The following is an 18806-nucleotide window of genomic DNA, read 5'->3' as shown; positions in this document are numbered from 1 at the left end:
GGGGCGACCTCGATGGTGCCGGCCGCCATCAGGCGCGGGATGGAGTCCGGGTCCATCATGTCGTGCAGCGCGTCGTAGAGCGCCCACGGGTGTGGCGGGGGCGGCCGGCTGGTCGAGGTCATGTGCGAGCGGGAGCGAACCCGGAGGGACCGGGCAGCAGGTGCTGCCCGGTCCCTCATCGCTGAGCGTCCCCCTGGCCAGCCCCCGGTCGCCGGGATCCAGGGCCCGGAACCGAGGGTGTCCGCCTGGGGCGGGCTCAAGCGATGGTCAGGGCTCCTCGTCCGGGACGATGTGGACGGCGGCTTCCTCGGCAGACGCCGCGCCTCCGTCGACACCGACATCCGTCGCGAAGGTACTCGGTCCGGTGGCCCGGGGGCGCAGCCGGCCCGCGCGGGCGGCCCCTACCTCCTCGTCGCGAGGCTCTTCGCTCGTGTCGGCGGTCTCGTCGGTGCCGTCTGTGGGGGTCTGGGCGGGGACGGCCAGCGTCGGGTCCGGGACCTCCTCGGCCAGCCGCTGGTCCAGGCTCTCGCCCTCGTTCTGCTCCGCCGCCGTGGTGCCCTGGTGTTCGACGGCGAGTGGCCGTTCCGGCGGGGACCAGCCCTCCTCGTAGGGACCGGCGGCGCGGTCGAGCAGGGTGTCCTCCGGGTCCAGGAGGCCGGCGTCGTCGCCGACCTCGGTTGTGGCATCGGGCTGGTAGACGTCGTCGCCCCTGGCGTCGTCCGTTGCGGTCATCATGTCCGTCCTTTCGTGGGGCTCGGGCTGTGCTTGCCGGGCGCCTGTCCCGGGCGCCTGTCCCGGGGGCCCGGAACGGTCCCCCGGTTCCCCGCGGGTCCCGCTGCCGCTTCCCGGCCGCCGCTCCTGGCCGCTTCCTGCTGCCGGGCCGTCGGTGCGGGTGCCGGCGGTGGACCGTGTTCCTTCCGGCGGTGTCCGGGTGCGAGCCCGGCGGGCGGGGCACCTTCGGTCACTTGGTGGCGCCAACCCTCACCGCTCAGGTGGGGCCACTGGACTTCCTTCCGGTCAGGACCGGAAGGTCAGCGGCTCGACTCCTCCGGGGCCGGCTTGTCGTCGGGGCCCAGGTGGCGGGTGGGCGTCGGGTCGGCCGTGGTGGCGTCTCCCTGACGCTCGTCCAAGTCCTGTGCTTCGCCCTGTGTGCTTTCGTCGCCCTGTGCGGCAGTTGGTCCATCCGGTTCGCGCTCCGGGTCGTGCTCCTGCTTCGCGTCGCGCTCGGTGCTCATCGGATTCCGGTCCTTTCGTAGGATGGTCGGCGCCTTTTGTGGCCCGCTCAGGGCGCCACCGCGTCCGCGGCCGGCGCGGCGGGCGGCTCGTCCTCGGACCCCTGCCCTTCGGGGCGGCCCTGCGGGCGGTCGCCCGTCTTGGCGCCCGGCCCCGCCACCCGGCCCGCGTCCTCACTCTCCAGCGCGCGCCGGATGCGCTCGGCGGCGGAGCCGACCGCCTCGTCGACGTCGCCCTCGCCGCTCACCGAGGTGTTCTTCGCCTGCTCGCCCATGTCGCTGTGCCCTCTCCGCTGGGTCCGCGCCCCGGTCCGTCCCGGGGCGGTGATCGTCTACGGGTGCGGCTGCCCAGGCCGCACGGCCTCACACCTCCGGACATCGGCGCGCAGGTCCGTCCAGCGGCTCACCGGAAGCCGAGGCGGCCGGTGATCATGCGGACAGACCCGGAACTGGCCGCCCGGGGGTGCTCGTGCGCAGCGCGTTCGGGGCCACGAGGTGATGGAACCGATTCGCCGGCACCACCACCACGGACGTCATCACCGTCAGGTGAGGCGGTTGACCAGGGCGGTGAAGAGCGCGGGGGCGCGGGTGGCCAGGGGGACGATCCGTGGGGCCAGGAGCGGGTTGACGCGGGCGCGTACCAGTGCCCCGGTGAGCAGGCGGTGGTCGCGGGTGGCGCGGCGCCAGGCCCGCTCGTAGTCCAGCGGCCGGCCGGCGCGTACGCAGCGCACCAGGTGGGCCGCGCCGGTGAGGGCGAGCGAGATGCCCTCGCCGGTGAGCGCGTCGATGTAGCCGGCGGCGTCCCCGACCAGCAGGACGCGTCCCGCCACCCTGGCCCGTACCCGCCGGCGCATCGGTCCGGCGCCGCGCACGGCCGAGCCGCGGTGGGCGGTGAGGCGGTGAAGGAGTGCGGGGAACGCGGGCAGCAGTGCGTCGAACGGCAGTCGCTCGCCGGTCAGGACGGCGACGCCGATCCGGTCCGGGCCGAGCGGGGTGACGTAGGCCTCGCCGAGTGCGGACCAGTGGACCTCCACGCAGTCGGTCCAGGGCGCCACCGCGAAGTGCCGTCGCAGTCCGTAGCGCGGGGGTCGCGGGTCGGGGCGTTCCAGGCCCAACTGCCGGCGCAGGGGCGAGTGCAGGCCGTCCGCGGCGGCCAGGTAGCGGGCGGTGAGTCCGGCGGCGGTGATGCTGTCGCCGTCCTGGTGGACGGAGGTGGCCTTCCCCGCCAGCACCGGCACGCCGAGTTCGGCCGCCCGGCGGGACAGCGCGGCGTGCAGGACGGTGCGCCGCACGCCCATCCCCGCCTCGTGGCGGAACCTGCCCTCGGCGCGGTGGCGGTCGTCCAGGTAGCGGATGCCGCGGATCGGGTGGCCGACCACCGGCACGTCCAGGGCGGCCAGGGCGCGGACGGCCCCGGGCATCAGTCCCTCGCCGCACGCCTTGTCGATCGGGGCGGGGCGTGGTTCGAGGACCACCGCGTCGAGCCCGGCCAGGGCGGCGTGGATCGCGGTGGCGAGGCCGGCGGGGCCGCCGCCGGCGACGAGGAGGTCGATCACGTCGACGCCGTGGCGCAGTCGGCCAGGGCGGCGTTCTCGCAGCGCAGCCGGGTGGCGAGCAGGGGGAGGTTGAGCAGGGTGAAGGCGGTCGCGGTGAGCCAGGCGCCGTGGACGAGGGGCAGGGCGGCGCCTTCGGCGACGACGGCGAGGTAGTTCGGGTGGCTGAACAGCCGGTAGGGGCCGGTGCTGACCAGCGGCAGGTGGGGCACCACGATGACCCGGGTGTTCCAGCGCGGCCCCAGGGAGTGGATGCACCACCAGCGCAGCGCCTGGGCGGCGAGTACGAGGAGCAGCATGGGCAGGCCCAGGGCCGGCAGGAAGGGACGGTGCGCGAGGTGGACCTCGGCCAGACAGCCGGCCAGCAGTGCGGTGTGGAGCAGGACCATGACGGGGTAATGGCCGGAGCCGTGTTCGACACCGCCGCGTGCCCGGCTCCAGGCGGCGTTGCGGCGCGCGACGGCGAGTTCGGCCAGGCGCTCGACGGCGACCAGGAGGACCAGCAGCGTGTACAGGGGCATCCGGGCCTACCAGCGCAGCAGGACGAGTTCGGAGCAGAAGCCCGGTCCCATGGCGAGGAGCAGACCGGGGCCGCCGGGGGGTGGTGGCGGATCGTGGGCGAGGGTGTCGCGCAGGATGTGCAGGACGGAGGCGGAGGAGAGGTTGCCGACCTCGGCCAGTGAACGCCGCGTCAGTTCCAGCGCGCGGGCGTCGAGCCCGAGGCTCTCCTGCAAGGCGTCCAGGACCTTGGGTCCGCCCGGGTGGGCGACCCAGCCGGTGACGTCCGGCGGCTTCAGGTCGTGTTCGGCGAGGAAGGACCGGACGTCCTCGCCGACGTGCAGGCGCACCAGTTCGGGCAGTTCGGCGCCGAGGACGATGGTGAAGCCGCTGTCTCCGATGTCCCAGCCCAGCGCGCGCTCGGTGCCCGGGTACAGGCGGCTGCGGGTCGCCGCCACCCGCGGCCCCGCGAAGTCCCCGGACCGCGGGTGGTGGCGTCCGACAGCCACCAGGGCGGCGGCGCCGTCACCGAACAGGGCACCGGCCACCATGTTCGGCACGGAGGTGTCGGCGCGCTGCAAGGTGAGGGAGCACAGCTCGACCGAGAGCAGGACCGCGACGTGCCCGGGATGCCCCTGGAGGTAGTCGTGCAACCGGGCCAGGCCCGCGGCCCCGCCCGCGCAGCCCAGGCCGAAGATCGGCACCCGCTTCACGTCCGGCCGCAGGCCCACCCGCCCGGCCAGCCGGGCCTCAAGCGAGGGCGCGGCGATACCCGTCACCGAGGTGGAGACCACCAGGTCCACCTCCTCGGGCGCCAGACCGGCCGCCGCCAGGGCGCCGCTCAGGGCTTCCTCCGCCAGCCGCAGCCCCACGTCGATGAACAGGTCGTTGGCCCGGCCGAACCCGCCCAACTCGCGGTAACGCTCCAGTGGCAGAGCCAGGTGGCGGGTGCCGACCGCGGCGGTGGCGTGCAGCCGTTGGAGGACGCCGCGCTGGGCGTCGGACGCCGCGCACATCGCCGTCAGGGCCTCGGTGATCTCGCCCTGCTCGTACCGGTGCGGCGCGAGCACGCCGTGGACAGCCGCGATTGTGGTCACCGGCTCACCCTAGACGTGATCTGATACTTCATCATGAAATGTACGCTGGTCGGCGATTTGCCCGATCTAGCATGAGGACGTGCACACCACCGGAGTCCGGCCCGCGGCAACCCCGACCGTTCAACCGCAGTCCAGGAGGGGTGCAGCGGCACGGGGGATGCTGGCCGCCTCCCACGCCGCCCCCGCGCTCGCCGTCACCGCCGTCGTCACCGCTCTCGCCGTGGCCTGGGGGCGGGGCACGGCGGGAAGCGCGCTGGTGGCCTCGGCGGTCCTGACCGGGCAGCTGTCGGTGGGCTGGTGCAACGACCGGATCGATCTTCACCGCGATCTCGCCACCGGCCGCACCGACAAGCCGCTGGTGGTCGGCGTCGTTCGCCCGCGGAGCGTGGCCGCCGCCGCCGGGGCCGCACTCGCGCTGTGCGTCCCGCTCTCGCTGGTGGGCGGACTGGCGGCGGGCACCGCCCACCTCGTCGGGGTCGCGGCAGCCTGGTCCTACAATCTGGGCGTCAAGCGCACGGCGCTGTCCTGGCTGCCCTACGCCGGGGCCTTCGCGCTGCTGCCCGCCTTCGTCACCCTCGCGCTGCCCGGCCACCCGTGGCCCCCGGCGTGGGTGACGGCGGCCGGCGCCCTGCTCGGTACGGGTGCTCACCTCACCAACGCGCTTCCCGACATCCCCGGCGACCTGGCCACCGGAGTGCGTGGTCTGCCCCACCGCCTCGGCCCGCACCTCACCCGCGCCCTGGCCGCGACCCTGCTGCTGGCCGGGGCGGCCGCCCTCGTCCTGGGACCGCCCGGGCCTCTCACCACCACCGACCGGGCCTGCCTCGCCGCCACCGGCACGCTCGCACTCACGGTCGCCCTCCCCACCCGCGACCCGCGCAGCCGCCTGCCCTTCCTCGCCAGCCTCGCGCTGGCCGCCCTGGACATCGCCCTGCTCCTGCTGCGCGGCACCGCTCTCACCTGACAGCGGCACGCGCGGCCTCGTCACACCGCACCGCCTCGCTCACCGTCCGATCCTCCGGGAGTACCGCGGCGCCGGGGCGGTGACCGGTGCGCGGGCCGGGAAGGACGGATTGGGCCATTCGGGCCGTGTCGGGGCCCTGGGCCGTCGCGCAGGTCGCCACAGGGAGCAGGGAGCAGGGAGCAGGACGGGCGAGCGGGCCGGGTCTGCGAGGTGCCGCCGCCCACGGCCGCCTTCACGAGCACAGGACACCGGCGCGGGTGGATCCGTTCTCCGCGATCGTCCGAGGAGGCCACGCCGCCACGTCACCGCCGACTCCGTGCCCCGGCGGACGGTCCGCAGTAGTCGCCTGCCGGCGTCGCCATCGATCTCACGGACCCGCGCGCGTTCGGCGGCGTGATCATTCTGACGGCCCCGTGCCGCTCAGCGGCTCCCAGGCGTCACCGGGGCCTGGCCACCTGAGCAGGGCCTACGGGGGCTGAGTGGTGCGGCCCGGCGCATCGTCGGCGGGTGACCGACACTCACAGCGCCTGGCCTGCACGGCGGAGATGCTGAGTATGGCGCCGGGTGAGCCGACGTCGGGCGGTGGCCGCTTGCGGCAGACTGCTCCTGCCGCGCGCGGGCCGCAATCCGGCGATGACGAAGATCGCGGCGAGAAGCAAAGGCGCTGACAGAAGGACGAGGACGGGCATCATCGGACTCCTCACACAAGTGGTCGAGCACATATCCGGGTCTGTGTACGAGAGACAGCCGCGGCGGCAGGGTTCAGGCCTGCACTGTCCGCGCTCGATGGCGGCCAGGATGGTCCACTGCATCGGCTGATCCGGCAGCGAAGCGGAGAGAGGCACAAGGGGCCGGCCTGGCCGGCGTCGAGCCCAGAAGGGGTGGAGCGATCAGCCGAGTCATGACAGTCACAGCCGCCTCCGCGCGCTGGTCCGGTGTGGTGTGGAGATCACTTGCCCGCTGAGAGGTGGCCCAATCCCGGTCGTGAGACGCGGCGTTCGGCGCGCCGTGGCCGGCTCCCGCGGCAGACGCACCCCGCGCGCGCACCCGCACGCACAACCGGGCCGGCCGCGACTCGGCACGACAAGGCCGGTGGGCCGCTCCCACAGACGTCCGCTCGCTCCGCGCGGCAGTACGAAGGCCGGGGAAGTAGGTGACCTTCGCACCACGGCGGCCGAACGCGCGGGGCGCGTCCCGGGGCCGGTCGGAACGAATCCGACCGGCCCCGGAAGATCCACTACCCCAGCGGCGTTCGCCACCCGGTGCGCGGGGTCAGCTCGTCGGCAGTGCCGCGAACAGGCCGCGGCCCGCACGCTGTGCCCGGCCGGCCTTGACGAGCCGTTCCAGGGTCGTGCGGACGTTGTCGTCCGTGCTGCCGGGGCTGAGGGTCGCGGAGACCTCGCCCGCCCGCACCGGCTTGCCGGCCGCGGCGAGGGCGTTCAGGACATCGTCGGCGATCCCACGGGATCGCTTCGGTGCCGTCGGGGCTGCCGGAGCCGGCGAGGCCGACTTCTTCGCCGGGGTCTTCTTCGCGATCCGTGCCTCGGGCTTGCTCTCGGCCGGGCCGGCGCCGGCTTCGGCGGCCGCAGGGGTGGTCCCGCGGGGCTTGCGTGCGGTTCGCTTGGCGGGCGCTGCCTTGGTGGCGGGCGCCCGGCGCCGGGTTGCCTTCTTCGGTTCCGGTTCGTCGGCTGGGGGGAGCGGCCCCGCGGCGGCCCCGGCCGGCTCCGGCTCCGCTGCCGCCGGAGCTTCTTCGGCGGACACGGGTGGGGGAGTGGCAGGCTCGGCTGTCGTGCCGACGGAGGGCCGTAGGGCCGCGTCGGCTGCGAGCAGGCCGTCGAGGGCGACCCGCAGCGAGGTGACGTACGCGGCGACTCGCTTCAACTCGCTTTCGAGCGCGGCTTTCTGCTCCTCGAGCCGGGAGAGCTGGCCTTCGAGGAGCGTGATGGCGGCTGCGACGCCGGAGTTCGTTTCGACGGAAGGTGCCAAGGGGTGACCTCACTCACATGTGGGAACGGCGACCGCCGTACGGATGATCGCCTTCAGGACGCGCCTGCCCGCTCTGCACCCGGGCAACCCCGCAGGGAGCCGGGGACAGCAGCGAACCTCACGGGCTGTTCGACCATCCGCCCAAGGTGGCACTCGCGTGCTTGGTCGGATCCCGAAGGGATCTCGAAGAGTTCGGCCTTCACGACACCGCGCTCCCCGACCCACCGCGGCTGCGCCATGCCCGGGACCAGCTCACCACCGGCCCCACCGACCCGGTGTCCTCCACCCTCCACCTGGACGGTGATCGTGCCCGGCCCGGCTCCCGCCTCGGATACCGTTCTCCTACACGGGGTGCCATAACGGATGTGGCGCCCCCTACGGAGGTAGCCAGCGTATGAGCTCCAAGCGCAGCCAGAATCCAGCCCTGCCCGTCCTCGACGACGCCTACCGGCTCGCGTCGGTCAAGGACACCGAAGAGTCCGCCCGCGACCTGGCCGCACGGCTGGCCACCACCGAGCTGCGCCGCGCCTCCCACCCCGGCCGGGTCACCTGGGATCCCACCGATCAGGCCGAGCCCGTACCGGCCCCGCCGACTGTGGTCGACGGCGACGGGGACCTGTGGCTGAGGGACCGGGGAACTGGCACCTGGACCATGCCCGAATTCGACCCGAAGACGTTCCCGGCCCGCTGTGGCGAGGTCCTGACGTGGAGCGAGCTCTCCTCTGAGTACGGCCCACTGACCGCACTGGCCGACGACCGCCACGTCGGCGGCCGCCGCCGCTGACCGTGCGGCCCTCCGGGTCGACCGCGCCCCGGAAGGACACCGACCCGGCTCTGAACGTGGCCCTTCTCCCCGATCCGGAGCGGATCGGGCCACACCGTCCGGCTGGTTGTCCAGGCGGTGTGCCCGCGCTTCGAGGTGCCGCGTGAGCCTGCGGGCAAGCGAACCGCCGCCCCGGGACGCCTGACCGGTGATGCCCTGGGAGCAGCCGCACAGCAGTGGTCGAGGCGGAGCGCACCTGCTGGTGTGTCCGCCCGCGCTTGCGCGGAATTCGACACGTCGGGAACACCCCTCTCCGTCGGTAGAGCGGACAGCGAAGGGCCGCCACCGATTCGGTGGCGGCCCTTCGCCGGTGTGACGGTGAGGGCTTGTTCGGGTGAATGGAGAACCCGTGCGAACTCGGCGCTCCGGCTGGGCCGGTGGCCGCCGCCGGAGCAGCCGGGGAGCGCCTGGGAGGTGTCGGCTCGGGGCGGGTGACCGGGCTTCGGGGTCAGCCGCCGACGTGGATGCCGGGTCGACGGGCGGGGTCGGGTTCGTGCTTGCGGATGATCTCCCGGGTGACGGGGGCCGTGTCGCCGCGGCCGAGGAGGAAGTAGCGGAACATGTGCTTGAGGGGGCTGCCTTCGGCCCAGGCGAAGTAGCAGTGCGGTTGGACGCCGGTGGAATCGCGCAGAGCGAGCAGGATCGCGGCGATGGCGTTGGGCGCGGCGGGGGCTTCGGTGCGCAGGACGCGGTAACCGTCGACCTCCACGCCGTGGACGGTGAGGGTTTCGCTGAAGTCGGAGGGGTCGACGACGTCGATCTCCAGGAACAGCACGTCGGCGGGGCCGGGCACCGGGTTGATGCCGCGCTGCTCGCGCTCCTTGTCCTCGTACTCCGCGCGGTCGCCGGCCTGGCGGCGGTTGGCGATGATGTTGATGGCCTGGTCGTGGGCGAGGGTGTCGGTGACGAACCGGCGGGCCGCCGGGTCGAGGACGATGCGGTCCGCCCGCAGCTCGGTGGTGCGCGAGACACGGGAGATCAGCGACACGGTGATGATGCCGAGGATGAAGAGGCCGGAGATGGCGATGCCGTCCGGCTTGTCGACGATGTTGGACACCAGGGCGTAGAACAGCACCGCGGTGAGGAGGGCGAAGCCCGCGGTGGCGGCACGGCGGCGCCGGCGCAGCGCGGAGACGGTGACCGCGAACGCACCGGAGACCATCATGGCGAGGATGCCGGTGGCGTAGGCGCCGGCCTGCGCGTTGACGTCCGCGTCGAAGGCGATCGTGATGAGGATGCACAGCGCCGTGTAGACGAGGACGACCGGGCGCACCGCCCGTCCCCATTCGGGAGCCATCCCGTAGTCGGGCAGGTAACGGGGGACGATGTTGACCAGGCCCGCCATGGCGGAGGCACCGGCGAACCACAGGATCAGGATGGTGCTGACGTCGTAGACGGTGCCGAACGCCTCGCCGACCTTCTCGTGGGCCAGCCACGCCAGCGCGCGTCCGCCGGCCGCGCCGCCGGGTTCGAACTCCTTGTGGGGGATGAGGACCGTGGTGACGAAACTCGCGGCCAGCAGGTAGACGCTCATGACGACCGCGGCGGTGGTCAGCAACTTGCGGGCGTTGTGGATGCGCGCTTCAAGCCGCTCGGCCGCGTTCGCGCCCTCGGCGGCCACCAGGGGCATCATGCTCACGCCCGTCTCGAAACCGGACAGGCCCAGCACCAGCAGCGGGAACGCCAGCAGCGCCGGTTCGGCCAGGCCGCTGAAACCGCCGCCGCCTTCGGCCAGCGCGTCCGTCCACGCCGACCAGGCCCCCGGCGTGGTGAACACGTCCACCAGGCCGACGGTGACGGTCACCGCGTTGAGGACGAGGAAGACCGCGACGAGGGGGATGGCGACGGTGACCGCCTCACTGAACCCGAGCAGGAAGACCCCGCCCAGCAGGAGCAGCAACCCGATGGTGAGGGCGACCTCGTGGCCGTGCAGGGCACCGGACAGGTAGGGGTTCTCCACCAGGTGCACGGAGGCATCCGCCGACGACAGCGTGATGGTGATGATCCACGACGTGGCGACGAAACCGAGCAGCACCAGAACGAACAGTTTGCCCCGCCAGAACGGCAGCAGGTCCTCCAGCATCGCCACCGACCCCGCGCCGTTGGGGCTCTCCCGCGCGACCCGCCGGTACATCGGTAGCATCCCCACCAGCGTCAGCAGCACGATCAGCAACGTCGCCAGCGGCGAGACCGCTCCAGCGGCCAGCGCGGCGATGGCCGGCACGTAGGCGAGGCTGGAGAAGTAGTCCACCCCGGTCAGGCACATCACCTTCCACCACGCCTGCGGCTCGGTGTGCCCCTCGGCGGCCGCCGGACCCACCGGCTGCACCCGGTGGCGCAGCAGCCACCGCCCGACGCCTCCGGTCGGCTGCGTCCGCGGAGCAGCGCTCTCCACCACTTCCGGAACGGCCAGATCGGCCGGACCCTCCTTCATTCCCCCATCACCCTTCGAGGCTCAGCACACCGCGGCAGTCGCCGTGGCCAGGTGAGTATGCGCTACCCGGCAACCGTCCCGAACGGGGGGTAGGCCGGGACGCGCCGGACCGGGAGCCTCCTTCCCCGTCGCTGCCGGCACATCCCCGCGAGAAACGAGGCTCCTGCCCGGTCCACCCCTGCGAGAAACGAGCCTCCGGCCGACCCGCACCGCCTGGACGGGGCCCCGCGTCGGTCACGGACCGGGCGGAGAGGGCCGCGATGGAGGAAGGGAAGGCCGGTGCCGGCCGCTGGCGGGTCGGCCGGCGACGCCGAGCGGTGGGACACCTCGGCCGCCCAGGCCGGGTGGACGGAGTGGGAGACCCGTCCGGAACGGGTGTGCGGCGGCCCTGACGGGGAAGGCGGGGCGCATCACCGGACGGTCATGCCTTACGCGTACAAGGAGAAGATCATGTCGTTCATCTGGGCCGTTGTCGCGGGTCTCATCATCGGCGTACTGGCCAAGCTGGTCATCCCCGGCCGCCAGCCGATTCCCCTGTGGCTCACCGTCATCCTGGGTGTGGTGGGCGGTCTCATCGGCAACGCGCTCGCCGGCGCCTTCGGTGTCGCGGACACCGGCGGCATCGACTGGATCCGTCACATCTTCCAGATCGCGGCCGCCGCCGTCCTCATCATGGTCGTCACACCCCTGTGGGGCCGCCGACACGCCTGACCGGCGCCCGCCGCTCACGGTGCCCCGTCGCCCTGTTGGTCGGCGGGGCACTCGCATGCGCTGGAGTCGGGTGATCGGTCGGGCAGGCCCTCCCGGGCCGGTCCACCCGACAGGCCGCCCGGCGCGGCGACCGAAGTGACCGAGCGGCACTGCACGACGGGGCGGCCGCTGCCTGACGGTGGTGCCGGCACCCGACGCCGGTTGGCCGGTGCGGGCGGCTGCCGCTCCGGGACAGCCGATGGGCGTGGCCCGGACCCTGTGGCCGGTGCTCAGGTCACCGCGGTAGTCCTGGCCGGGCGGCTCCCCGCCTCGTGGCAGCACGAGGTCAACTCGTCACGGGCTCCAGCCGCAGCCGCCGGATCGGCCAAGGTGGTGGCTCGGCCGGGCCGAACCAGACCCGCACGTCCACCCCGGTGCGGACAGGCAGGAGGGGGAAGTCGTTCTCGGCGTGCTCGGTGCGGTGCAGCGCATGACGCCGGTCCAGGTGCCGGGCGGCGTACGCGTCGAAGGCCGCCGCGTCCGACGGCCGGCAGAGCGTCGCGACCACCTCGCGGGTGGACGGCTCAGGTGCGAACCCCGGACCGCGCAGCAGCAGGACGTCGTCGCTGTCGACCATGGTGGCGTTGGCCGCGTCGCGGTGCTCGCGCCAGATCGTGCCGGTGTAGAACGCCTCCAGCGCGTGCCGGCGGTGCGTCATGTCGGGGAACGCGCGCAACCAGACGAAGCGGTCCGGGTCGTCAAGGTCGCGGAACCGGCCCCCCATCGTGATGCCGGCCGCCTGCTGGCCGGTCACGAACTCGCGCTCGAACAGTTCGATCAGCGTCTCCCGGGCGCCGGGGCGCAGGGTGTACTGCCGGAGTTCGACGATGCTCATACGCCGGCCGGCCCGGTGCGGGTGAAGTCCATGATCCAGTTGAGCTCCCGGGTGAGGCCGCCGTCACCGGAGAACTCCTGCTCCCAGCGGGCGGCGTCCGGGCCGAGGCGGTACCAGGTGAAGTGCACCCGGATGGGGCGGTCGTCGTAGGTGTCCTCGCCGTGGAAGTCACCGCGGTCGCCCGTGAATGCGCCGACCACCGGGGGATCCAGCCGGCCCGTCCGGCTGTCGGACCAGTGGATCGACCACAGTTTCGTCCCGTGGTCGAACAGCCGCAGGGTCACGCCCTGGCGGCCGAGGGTGGGGAAGGTGATCTCGTCGATGTTCCCGGCGCCCCCGAACAACGGCTGGATCACCGAGTGGCCCGGGAACTCCTCCCAGGTGCCGGCGCCCGCGCCCGCGCCGTCGAGCGGGGTGGTGAGGCGCCGGTTGGCCACGTGCCAGGAGCCGTGCAAGAAGTCGAAGTCGTTCATGCGCCGCAGGTTAGGGGCACTCCACTGACATCCGCTGTCAGTGGATAATGGGGAGCATGCGTGCGAGCCGGCTGGTCACCCTTCTCCTGCTGCTCCAGAACCGGGGCCGGATGACGGCCCAGCAGCTGGCCGCGGAGCTGGAGGTCTCCGTCCGTACGGTCTACCGCGACGTCGAGGCGCTCGGGGCCGCCGGTATACCCCTGTACGGCGACGCCGGGCACGCGGGCGGCTACCGGCTGGTCGAGGGCTACCGAACCCGACTCACCGGGCTGACCGCGGACGAGGCGCAGGCCGCCTTCCTCGCCGCACTCCCCGGCACCGCCGCCGAGCTCGGCCTCGGCGAGGCACTCACCAGCGCCCAGCTCAAGCTGCGGGCCGCCCTTCCCGCCGAGTTGCGCGAGCACGCCGGGCGGATCCAGGAACGCTTCCTGCTCGACGCCCCGGGCTGGTACGGCGATGCCGACCGCACCCCTCACCTGGCCGCGATCGCCGCCGCGGTGTGGGCCCGGCGGGCGGTGGTCCTGCGGTACCGGCGCTGGCGGGCACCGCAGGAGATCGAGCGGCGAGTGCAGCCGTACGGACTCGTACTCAAGGCCGGCCGCTGGTACCTGGTCGCAAGCGGGCCGACCGGAATCCGCACCTACCGGGTCGACCAGATCGTTCGACTCCGCCCCCTGGAGGAGGAGTTCGTCGTCCCGGACGGGTTCGACCTGGCCGTGCACTGGAACACCTACCTCGCCGACTTCCGAGCCCGGCTGCACACCGGGGAGGCTCTGGTACGGCTCACCCCGGCGGGAGCCCGCCGGCTCGGCGTGACACCAGCAGGTGACGGGTGGACGGAAGCCCGGCTGCCCATCGAGTCCATCGACCACGCCCACGGAGAGTTCCTCCGGCTGGGCACCGACATCGAGGTCATGGCACCGGCCGAACTCCGCGACCGCATCGCCGAGACGGTACGGACCCTGGCCACCCGCTACGGGGGATGACTCCGGGCAGAGGGATCCCCGGGGGTACTGCTGTCGGCGGTGTCGTGCGAGCTGCTGGGTGAGGCGTACGAGGAGGGCGGACCGGGCCCGGCCGCCGTGGGGGCGCTGGGGGAGCGGCGGCGTACACGGTGGGCGACGTGGTGCCGGCGCGGCGGGGAGCCCGGCATCGCGAGCGGTCCGGGCACGGCCCGTCGCAGCCCTCGGAGAGCGAGCGGCAGGGTGCGCGGGGGAGGGGCGATCGCTTCGGGCGGGCCCCTCCCCCTGTGCGTCAGGCCTTTCTGCGCGCCGTCTTGTAGAGCTCGGCGGTCAAGGCGGCCACCTCCTCCTGCGAGACGCCCTTGCCACCATTCATCGCCTGCGCCAACTCGACGACGTTGACGCCTCCCAGCGTGGAGTAGTCGGCCCAGGCGCAGACCGGGAACCGGAACTCCGCAGGACCGCCCTTCGGGGCGTCGGCGTTCTTGTCAGGGGTGACTTTCACGTCCTGGCACTTCATGAGCGCGCCCTCGAAACCGTCGGGCTTCACGGCCCTGGGTTCTCCGAGGCGCTCCAGCTTGAGACCACGCGCTTTGCCGTCACCCTTCAAGCCTTTCTTGGTGATGTTGGCGAAATAGTGGTCCAGCGCCGTGGCGGGGTCGGGGATGTCGCCGTAGAGGCCATCGAAGATCAGGCGCTTGCCTCCCACCTTCGCCGGATCGCCGGGGTCAGTGCTGGCCGCGTTGTAGATCCCCGACACCGCCTGCGCGTTGTTCACACCGACGCCCGCCGCCTCCTTCTTCTGCTCGGCGTTCAACTCTCCGGGCGCACTGGCCGGGCCCGATTTCTTATAGGCATCGACCGACTCCGGAGCCACGAGCGTGTAGCCCTTGCTGGCCGCGGTGACGTCACCGTGGCCCGCGCCCCCGCCGTCGTCGCCGACCACGACGTACGCGCCTCCCGCGATCACCGCAAGGGCGACGACCACTCCGGCGATGATCAGGCCCGTCCTCTTCCCCGCGGCCGGCTTCGGCGGCGGGTAGCCACCCGGTGCGCCGCCGTACGGGAACTGCTGTACGAAGGGGTGCGGTTGCTGGGGCGGGCCCCAGCCCTGCTGGCCGAGCGGCTGCGGCCCGGAGGCCGCCGCCGGTCCGAACCCTCCGGGCTGGTGGTGTGGCTGGGGGCCGTACGGGCCGGGCTGGTCGTCACTCATGTGCACCGTCCCGGTGGGTAGGGGTCGACGGCCGCCGAGCAACCTGCCGGGCGGCGGTGTTCGACCCGGAGGCGGCGCAGAAGCTGTTCCAGGCGCGTGCGGCGTGGGCCGTGCCGGCCGGCTTGTCGTTGCCGGACGCCAGTCCCCGGACCTTGGACCAGGGGAGTTCTTGATGGCCCCCCTTCATCTTCTGTGCGGATCCGTCGATGGCGAGGCGGAGACCGATATCGGACGTCACGCTGAACTCACCCTCCTTCTTGATAGGTCCACCATGTGGTGCGACTGCGTTTGCGCGATCGCTCGCTGGGCCTGCTGCAGAGATCCTGATGTCCGGATGCCCTCCGCCGAGCCGGGACGGAGAGGTGAACGCTGCCGCGAGCCGGACGCCCTGATGGTGGTGGGCCGAACCGCCCGGGCAACAGGCCAAGCCACCGGCCATTGGTGACCGGCGGTCGAACGGCCCCCTGACCGTGCCGTTCCGACGGCCGTCGGCTCCCGTCCGGCGGAGCACCCCTCAGTGAGGCTCCGTTCTCCTGCTCGTGCGGCCGGGTGCGACGCCGGGGGACCCCGGCGCCGGTCCGGCGGACGCGGATGGGGGGTGCGCTTGTGGAGGCGGGGGCCGAGGGCGCGAGTCCGATCGACGACTACCCGCACCGCCGGTCGAGCCGCCCGCGCGGGAGGCAGAGCCGAAGACGGTGCAGACCTGGTTGAGGGCGCGCTGACGGGGCAGACGGGGGTGACGAACGGCGGATCGGCGTCCTGCCCGAGACGCACCTGAGAATTCCTTCCGGTTCGACCTCGGGGGGTTGCCATGGTGTGACTCACCGTGAAGACTATGGCGGGTTCGCCGTGGGGGGCCGATCGGCTCGGGGCGTGCTGGTGCTGTGCAGCCGTGGCACAGAGGAGAAGGGTGAGGGGAATGCGATGTCAGGCTGGTTCGCCGTGCGGGTCGGGGCGCGCGATGACAGCCGACCGCTGAGGCGCGCCGGGCTGCGACGGGCGTCTCGGTCGCCCCGCTTCGCCCGGACGCCGGAACCCCGGTAGGGGGTCAGCCGGATCCCGCCGTCCGGGCCGTTCCCAGCGGCGTGCCCGGGGAGAGCTGTGCCCCGCCGGGCGCCGCGGTGCGGCCCGATGGCGCATGTCCGCTGGGCCCGACCCGGCGTATCCCGTTCCAGACCCTGTGATGCTCGCGAGTCCCGACCCAAGGAGAACTGGTGACCGCTCGTCAGTTAGGCAGCCCGGAATTACTGTTGGAGGAGATATCGAACCGCTGGTCGGACGATCGCGAGGCCGGAGCGGTTCGGTACGAGGAGAGTCAGGGCCTGTGGCAGGTCCTGGACTACGCGACGGTGGCCGCTGTGCTCGCCGATCCGCTGACCTACTCCTCGGATCTCTCCTCCCTCGCCCCCACCCAGGAGGACTTCGAGGTCTTCCGGCAGGGCAACTTCGTTGGCATGGACCCGCCGCACCACCGAAGACTGCGCGCGCTGGTGAGCCAGGCGTTCACCCCGCGGGTCGTCCAGGGGCTGGCGCCGCGGATCGAGGCGCTGTGCGCGCGACTGCTGGACGCCGTCGCGGACCAGGACCGGTTCGACCTGGTCGACGCGTTGGCGTACCCGCTGCCCATCATCGTCATCGCGGAACTGCTCGGTGTGCCGGCCGACGAGCACCGGCTCTTCCAGGACTGGGCGAGCGTCCTGTTCAGCGGAGACCAGCTCGGCGAAGCACCCGACATGGCGGACCTGTCACGGGCGTTGGAGGCCATCGCCCCCACCGTCCGTGAGATGAACGGGTACATGCTGGAGCACATCCGTGCCCGCCGTGCGCACCCGGGGGACGACCTCACCAGCAGGCTGATCGCCGCCGAGGTGGACGGCGTCCGCCTGGAGGACCAGCAGATGGTCGGGTTCGTCGCCCTGCTGCTGGTCGCCGGGCATGTCACCACGACCGCGCTGCTGGGCAACGCCGTGCTGACCTTCGACCGGCACCCCGGCACGGACGCCGCGCTGCGCGCCGACCCCGGACTGCTCCCGTCGGCCATCGAGGAGGTGCTGCGCTGGCTGCCCCCGTTCGCCGAGTTGGGTCGCCGCGTGGCCCGGCCCGTGGTGCTCGGCGGTCACGAACTTCCGGCCGAGTCCATGCTGATCGCCCATCTCGGTGCCGCCAACCGCGACCCGGCCCGCTTCCACGCCCCCGACGTCTTCGATGTGACCCGCCACCCCAATCCTCACCTGACCTTCGGCCACGGCATCCACTTCTGTTTCGGTGCGCCGCTGGCCCGGTTGGAGGCGGTGATCGCTCTGCGCCTGCTGCAGGAACGATTCCGCTCCGTGGCGGTCCCCTCCTACGAGGACATCGTGTACCAGAACCCGGCCGTGATCCTCGGCGTGCGGCACCTGCCCGTCGAGGTCGTCAGGCCGTAGGCCGGACCCGCCCGCACCCTCGCCCGTACCCCGGTCGGCCCGCGCTCACCCGCGGCCGACTGTTCGGACCTGCACATGAGAGCCATCAACGGGAGTCCCTTCTCATGGTGTACAACACTGCCCCGACCCGCAGACGCGCGCCGTTCCCGGAGCGACGGGAGCTGCAGCACCGACTCGACGCCCTCGCCCGCCTGCACCGGGTGCCCGGTGCCCAACTGGTGCTGGACAACGGCTCGGAGGTCGTCTCCGTGCACACCGGTACGGCCGACGCCGGCACCGGCGCTCCCTTCGCCGAGGACACCGCCGTCCCGCTGGGGTCTCTCACCAAGCCCTACACGGCCGCGCTCGTGCTGCTCCTCGCCGAGGACGGCGACCTCGACCCGGACGACCCGGTCGCCGAGTACCTCCCCGAACTCCGCGAGCTGCCACAAGTGACGGTCCGTCACCTGCTCAGCCACACCGGCGGTCTGTCCACCGGCCCCGACTCCGACGCGGCGGCGCGGACCACCGCGGCGCACTACCTGTCGTCGGTGTGCACCGCCCAGGGCGCGCTGTTCGCGCCCGGGACCGACTTCTCCTACTCCAACGCCGGGTACGTCGCCGCCGGGCGGCTGGTGGAGACGGTGACCGGCATGCCGTGGAACGAGGCGATGGACGCCCTGCTCCTCGAACCCCTGGGCACCGTGCCCGCGTTCCTGGGTCCGTCCGCCCCCGCCCGCCCCGTCGCGGCCGGTCACGCCCTCAACACCGCGACGGGCCAGGTCCGCCCCGTCCGGCAGAACCTGGCTCCGCTGGAGGCGCCGGCCGGCGCCCTGCTGGCGAGCGCCGAAGACCTCGCCGCGCTCGGCGGCGCCCTGGTCGGCCGGACCGCGGCGCTGCCGCCCGTGGTCGCCAAGGAGTTGCGCCACGCGGAACTCGCCGCCGACCCGGGGGCGCTCGCCGACGGCTGGGGGCTGGGACTGGCCCTGTTCCGGCAGGACGAGAAGCTGTGGTGCGGCCACGACGGCAACGCCCAGGGCACCTCGTGCCACCTGCGGGTCGAACCGGACACCGGCACGGTGGTCGCCTTCACGGGCAACGCCGGTGCGGCGACGGCGCTCTGGCGGGACCTCGCCGAGGACCTGGAGCGGATCGCGGGGGTGCGGGTGCCCACCGTGGTCGAGCCCGTCGCAGCGGGCGAGCCGGTGGCGCTGCCCGAGTGCGCGGGCGCCTACGCCAACGGCGACACCCGGTACCGCGTCGCGCCGGGGCCCGGTGGCTCGCCGGTGCTGTCGGTGGACGGCGACGTGCCGATACCGCTGCGTTGCTACCCCGACCTGTCGTTCGACCTGGTCGACCCGGGGTCCGGCCGTCGGGAGGCCGGGGGGCGGTTCCACCGCGACCCGTGCACCGGTGCGATCGACCGCGTGCAGATAGCGGGGCGCACCGCGCGTCGCACCGGCCACGCCTGAGCCCGCACCTCCTCAGCTCGTCCGCCTGTCAGCTCGTCAGTCCGTTCAGCCCTTGGTGCCGGAGTACGCGTCGGGCGTGCCCGGCCGCACTCCGCTGCCCGCAAACCGCTCG

17 protein-coding genes and 2 pseudogenes are annotated in these 18806 nt (G+C 73.0%); 7 read left to right on the top strand and 12 right to left on the bottom strand.

From position 1 onward, the window contains the following. Positions 1 to 267: 267 nt before the first annotated feature. The 6 genes from ABZ497_RS24935 to ABZ497_RS24910 all read right to left on the bottom strand — a co-directional run bounded on the left by ABZ497_RS24935 (position 268) and on the right by ABZ497_RS24910 (position 4380). Positions 268 to 732 (bottom strand): DUF5709 domain-containing protein, encoded by a 465-nt coding sequence (locus ABZ497_RS24935; RefSeq protein ID WP_359808376.1) that lies wholly within the window; start codon positions 730 to 732, stop codon positions 268 to 270. A 299-nt stretch (positions 733 to 1031) separates the two neighbouring features. Next, positions 1032 to 1235: a hypothetical protein gene (locus tag ABZ497_RS24930; protein ID WP_359808374.1), complete on the bottom strand. Its 204-nt coding sequence runs from the start codon at positions 1233 to 1235 to the stop codon at positions 1032 to 1034. A 47-nt stretch (positions 1236 to 1282) separates the two neighbouring features. Continuing rightward, positions 1283 to 1507: a hypothetical protein gene (locus ABZ497_RS24925; RefSeq protein ID WP_359808372.1), complete on the bottom strand. Its 225-nt coding sequence runs from the start codon at positions 1505 to 1507 to the stop codon at positions 1283 to 1285. A 267-nt stretch (positions 1508 to 1774) separates the two neighbouring features. Beyond that, the gene (locus tag ABZ497_RS24920) at positions 1775 to 2788 is read right to left on the bottom strand and encodes an NAD(P)/FAD-dependent oxidoreductase (protein ID WP_359808370.1); all 1014 of its coding nucleotides are present in this window, start codon (positions 2786 to 2788) and stop codon (positions 1775 to 1777) included. Further along, positions 2785 to 3306, bottom strand: a complete 522-nt coding sequence (locus tag ABZ497_RS24915) for an isoprenylcysteine carboxylmethyltransferase family protein (protein ID WP_359808368.1) — start codon at positions 3304 to 3306, stop codon at positions 2785 to 2787. Before ABZ497_RS24915 ends, ABZ497_RS24920 begins: the two co-directional genes overlap by 4 nt. Before the next feature lie 6 nt (positions 3307 to 3312). Beyond that, the gene (locus tag ABZ497_RS24910; RefSeq protein WP_359808367.1) at positions 3313 to 4380 is read right to left on the bottom strand and encodes a type III polyketide synthase; all 1068 of its coding nucleotides are present in this window, start codon (positions 4378 to 4380) and stop codon (positions 3313 to 3315) included. A 157-nt stretch (positions 4381 to 4537) separates the two neighbouring features. On the opposite strand from ABZ497_RS24910, the gene ABZ497_RS24905 reads away from it, so the two are divergent. Beyond that, the gene (locus ABZ497_RS24905) at positions 4538 to 5344 is read left to right on the top strand and encodes a UbiA family prenyltransferase (RefSeq protein ID WP_359808365.1); all 807 of its coding nucleotides are present in this window, start codon (positions 4538 to 4540) and stop codon (positions 5342 to 5344) included. A 291-nt stretch (positions 5345 to 5635) separates the two neighbouring features. On the opposite strand, the pseudogene ABZ497_RS24900 reads toward ABZ497_RS24905, so the two are convergent. After that, positions 5636 to 5710, bottom strand: a pseudogene (locus tag ABZ497_RS24900) (helix-turn-helix domain-containing protein); the annotation flags it as partial. Positions 5711 to 6616: 906 nt separating this feature from the next. After that, a complete protein-coding gene (locus ABZ497_RS24895; RefSeq protein ID WP_359808364.1) occupies positions 6617 to 7330 on the bottom strand; it encodes a hypothetical protein in 714 nt (237 codons plus the stop codon). Between the two features lie 394 nt (positions 7331 to 7724). Between ABZ497_RS24895 and ABZ497_RS24890 the strand changes: the two genes are divergently transcribed. After that, on the top strand, positions 7725 to 8114 hold the full coding sequence (locus ABZ497_RS24890; protein WP_359808363.1) for a hypothetical protein: 390 nt from the start codon (positions 7725 to 7727) through the stop codon (positions 8112 to 8114). Between the two features lie 487 nt (positions 8115 to 8601). On the opposite strand, the gene ABZ497_RS24885 is transcribed toward ABZ497_RS24890, so the two are convergent. Continuing rightward, positions 8602 to 10587 carry an amino acid transporter gene (locus ABZ497_RS24885; RefSeq protein WP_359808361.1) on the bottom strand — a complete coding sequence of 662 codons (1986 nt, stop codon included), beginning with the start codon at positions 10585 to 10587 and terminating at the stop codon, positions 8602 to 8604. Positions 10588 to 11037: 450 nt separating this feature from the next. On the opposite strand from ABZ497_RS24885, the gene ABZ497_RS24880 reads away from it, so the two are divergent. Then, positions 11038 to 11298 (top strand): GlsB/YeaQ/YmgE family stress response membrane protein, encoded by a 261-nt coding sequence (locus ABZ497_RS24880; RefSeq protein ID WP_329491812.1) that lies wholly within the window; start codon positions 11038 to 11040, stop codon positions 11296 to 11298. 325 nt (positions 11299 to 11623) lie between these two features. Here the strand turns inward: ABZ497_RS24880 and ABZ497_RS24875 are convergent, their stop codons facing one another. Both ABZ497_RS24875 and ABZ497_RS24870 read right to left on the bottom strand, forming a co-directional pair. After that, on the bottom strand, positions 11624 to 12172 hold the full coding sequence (locus tag ABZ497_RS24875; protein ID WP_359808359.1) for an NIPSNAP family protein: 549 nt from the start codon (positions 12170 to 12172) through the stop codon (positions 11624 to 11626). Beyond that, positions 12169 to 12645: a hypothetical protein gene (locus ABZ497_RS24870; RefSeq protein ID WP_359808358.1), complete on the bottom strand. Its 477-nt coding sequence runs from the start codon at positions 12643 to 12645 to the stop codon at positions 12169 to 12171. Before ABZ497_RS24870 ends, ABZ497_RS24875 begins: the two co-directional genes overlap by 4 nt. Positions 12646 to 12701: 56 nt before the next feature. Here ABZ497_RS24870 and ABZ497_RS24865 point away from each other — a divergent pair, with 56 nt between their 5' ends. Together ABZ497_RS24865 and ABZ497_RS24860 are read left to right on the top strand one after the other, a co-directional pair. After that, the gene (locus tag ABZ497_RS24865; protein WP_359808357.1) at positions 12702 to 13631 is read left to right on the top strand and encodes a WYL domain-containing protein; all 930 of its coding nucleotides are present in this window, start codon (positions 12702 to 12704) and stop codon (positions 13629 to 13631) included. Beyond that, a pseudogene (locus ABZ497_RS24860) lies at positions 13632 to 13852 on the top strand (ZIP family zinc transporter); the annotation flags it as partial. A 47-nt stretch (positions 13853 to 13899) separates the two neighbouring features. On the opposite strand, the gene ABZ497_RS24855 reads toward ABZ497_RS24860, so the two are convergent. Further along, complete coding sequence (locus tag ABZ497_RS24855) at positions 13900 to 14820, bottom strand: hypothetical protein (RefSeq protein ID WP_359808356.1); 921 nt, start codon at positions 14818 to 14820, stop codon at positions 13900 to 13902. Between the two features lie 1214 nt (positions 14821 to 16034). Between ABZ497_RS24855 and ABZ497_RS24850 the strand changes: the two genes are divergently transcribed. Together ABZ497_RS24850 and ABZ497_RS24845 are read left to right on the top strand one after the other, a co-directional pair. Further along, a complete protein-coding gene (locus tag ABZ497_RS24850; protein WP_359808355.1) occupies positions 16035 to 17243 on the top strand; it encodes a cytochrome P450 in 1209 nt (402 codons plus the stop codon). A gap of 104 nt (positions 17244 to 17347) precedes the next feature. Then, positions 17348 to 18694: a serine hydrolase domain-containing protein gene (locus tag ABZ497_RS24845; RefSeq protein ID WP_359808353.1), complete on the top strand. Its 1347-nt coding sequence runs from the start codon at positions 17348 to 17350 to the stop codon at positions 18692 to 18694. The last annotated feature ends 112 nt before the right edge of the window (positions 18695 to 18806 follow it).

Source organism: Kitasatospora sp. NPDC005751 (assembly GCF_040630835.1).
In the GTDB taxonomy this organism is placed as follows: Bacteria; Actinomycetota; Actinomycetes; order Streptomycetales; family Streptomycetaceae; genus Kitasatospora.
Note: the sequence above shows the minus strand (reverse complement) of the source record. Positions and strands in the feature narration are given on the sequence as shown.

Coding starts and splice junctions, on each gene's coding strand:
- ABZ497_RS24935 (WP_359808376.1), bottom strand. CDS start 732: ATGACCGCAACGGACGACGCCAGGGGCGACGACGTCTACCAGCCCGAT.
- ABZ497_RS24930 (WP_359808374.1), bottom strand. CDS start 1,235: ATGAGCACCGAGCGCGACGCGAAGCAGGAGCACGACCCGGAGCGCGAA.
- ABZ497_RS24925 (WP_359808372.1), bottom strand. CDS start 1,507: ATGGGCGAGCAGGCGAAGAACACCTCGGTGAGCGGCGAGGGCGACGTC.
- ABZ497_RS24915 (WP_359808368.1), bottom strand. CDS start 3,306: ATGCCCCTGTACACGCTGCTGGTCCTCCTGGTCGCCGTCGAGCGCCTG.
- ABZ497_RS24905 (WP_359808365.1), top strand. CDS start 4,538: ATGCTGGCCGCCTCCCACGCCGCCCCCGCGCTCGCCGTCACCGCCGTC.
- ABZ497_RS24890 (WP_359808363.1), top strand. CDS start 7,725: ATGAGCTCCAAGCGCAGCCAGAATCCAGCCCTGCCCGTCCTCGACGAC.
- ABZ497_RS24885 (WP_359808361.1), bottom strand. CDS start 10,587: ATGAAGGAGGGTCCGGCCGATCTGGCCGTTCCGGAAGTGGTGGAGAGC.
- ABZ497_RS24880 (WP_329491812.1), top strand. CDS start 11,038: ATGTCGTTCATCTGGGCCGTTGTCGCGGGTCTCATCATCGGCGTACTG.
- ABZ497_RS24875 (WP_359808359.1), bottom strand. CDS start 12,172: ATGAGCATCGTCGAACTCCGGCAGTACACCCTGCGCCCCGGCGCCCGG.
- ABZ497_RS24870 (WP_359808358.1), bottom strand. CDS start 12,645: ATGAACGACTTCGACTTCTTGCACGGCTCCTGGCACGTGGCCAACCGG.
- ABZ497_RS24865 (WP_359808357.1), top strand. CDS start 12,702: ATGCGTGCGAGCCGGCTGGTCACCCTTCTCCTGCTGCTCCAGAACCGG.
- ABZ497_RS24855 (WP_359808356.1), bottom strand. CDS start 14,820: ATGAGTGACGACCAGCCCGGCCCGTACGGCCCCCAGCCACACCACCAG.
- ABZ497_RS24845 (WP_359808353.1), top strand. CDS start 17,348: ATGGTGTACAACACTGCCCCGACCCGCAGACGCGCGCCGTTCCCGGAG.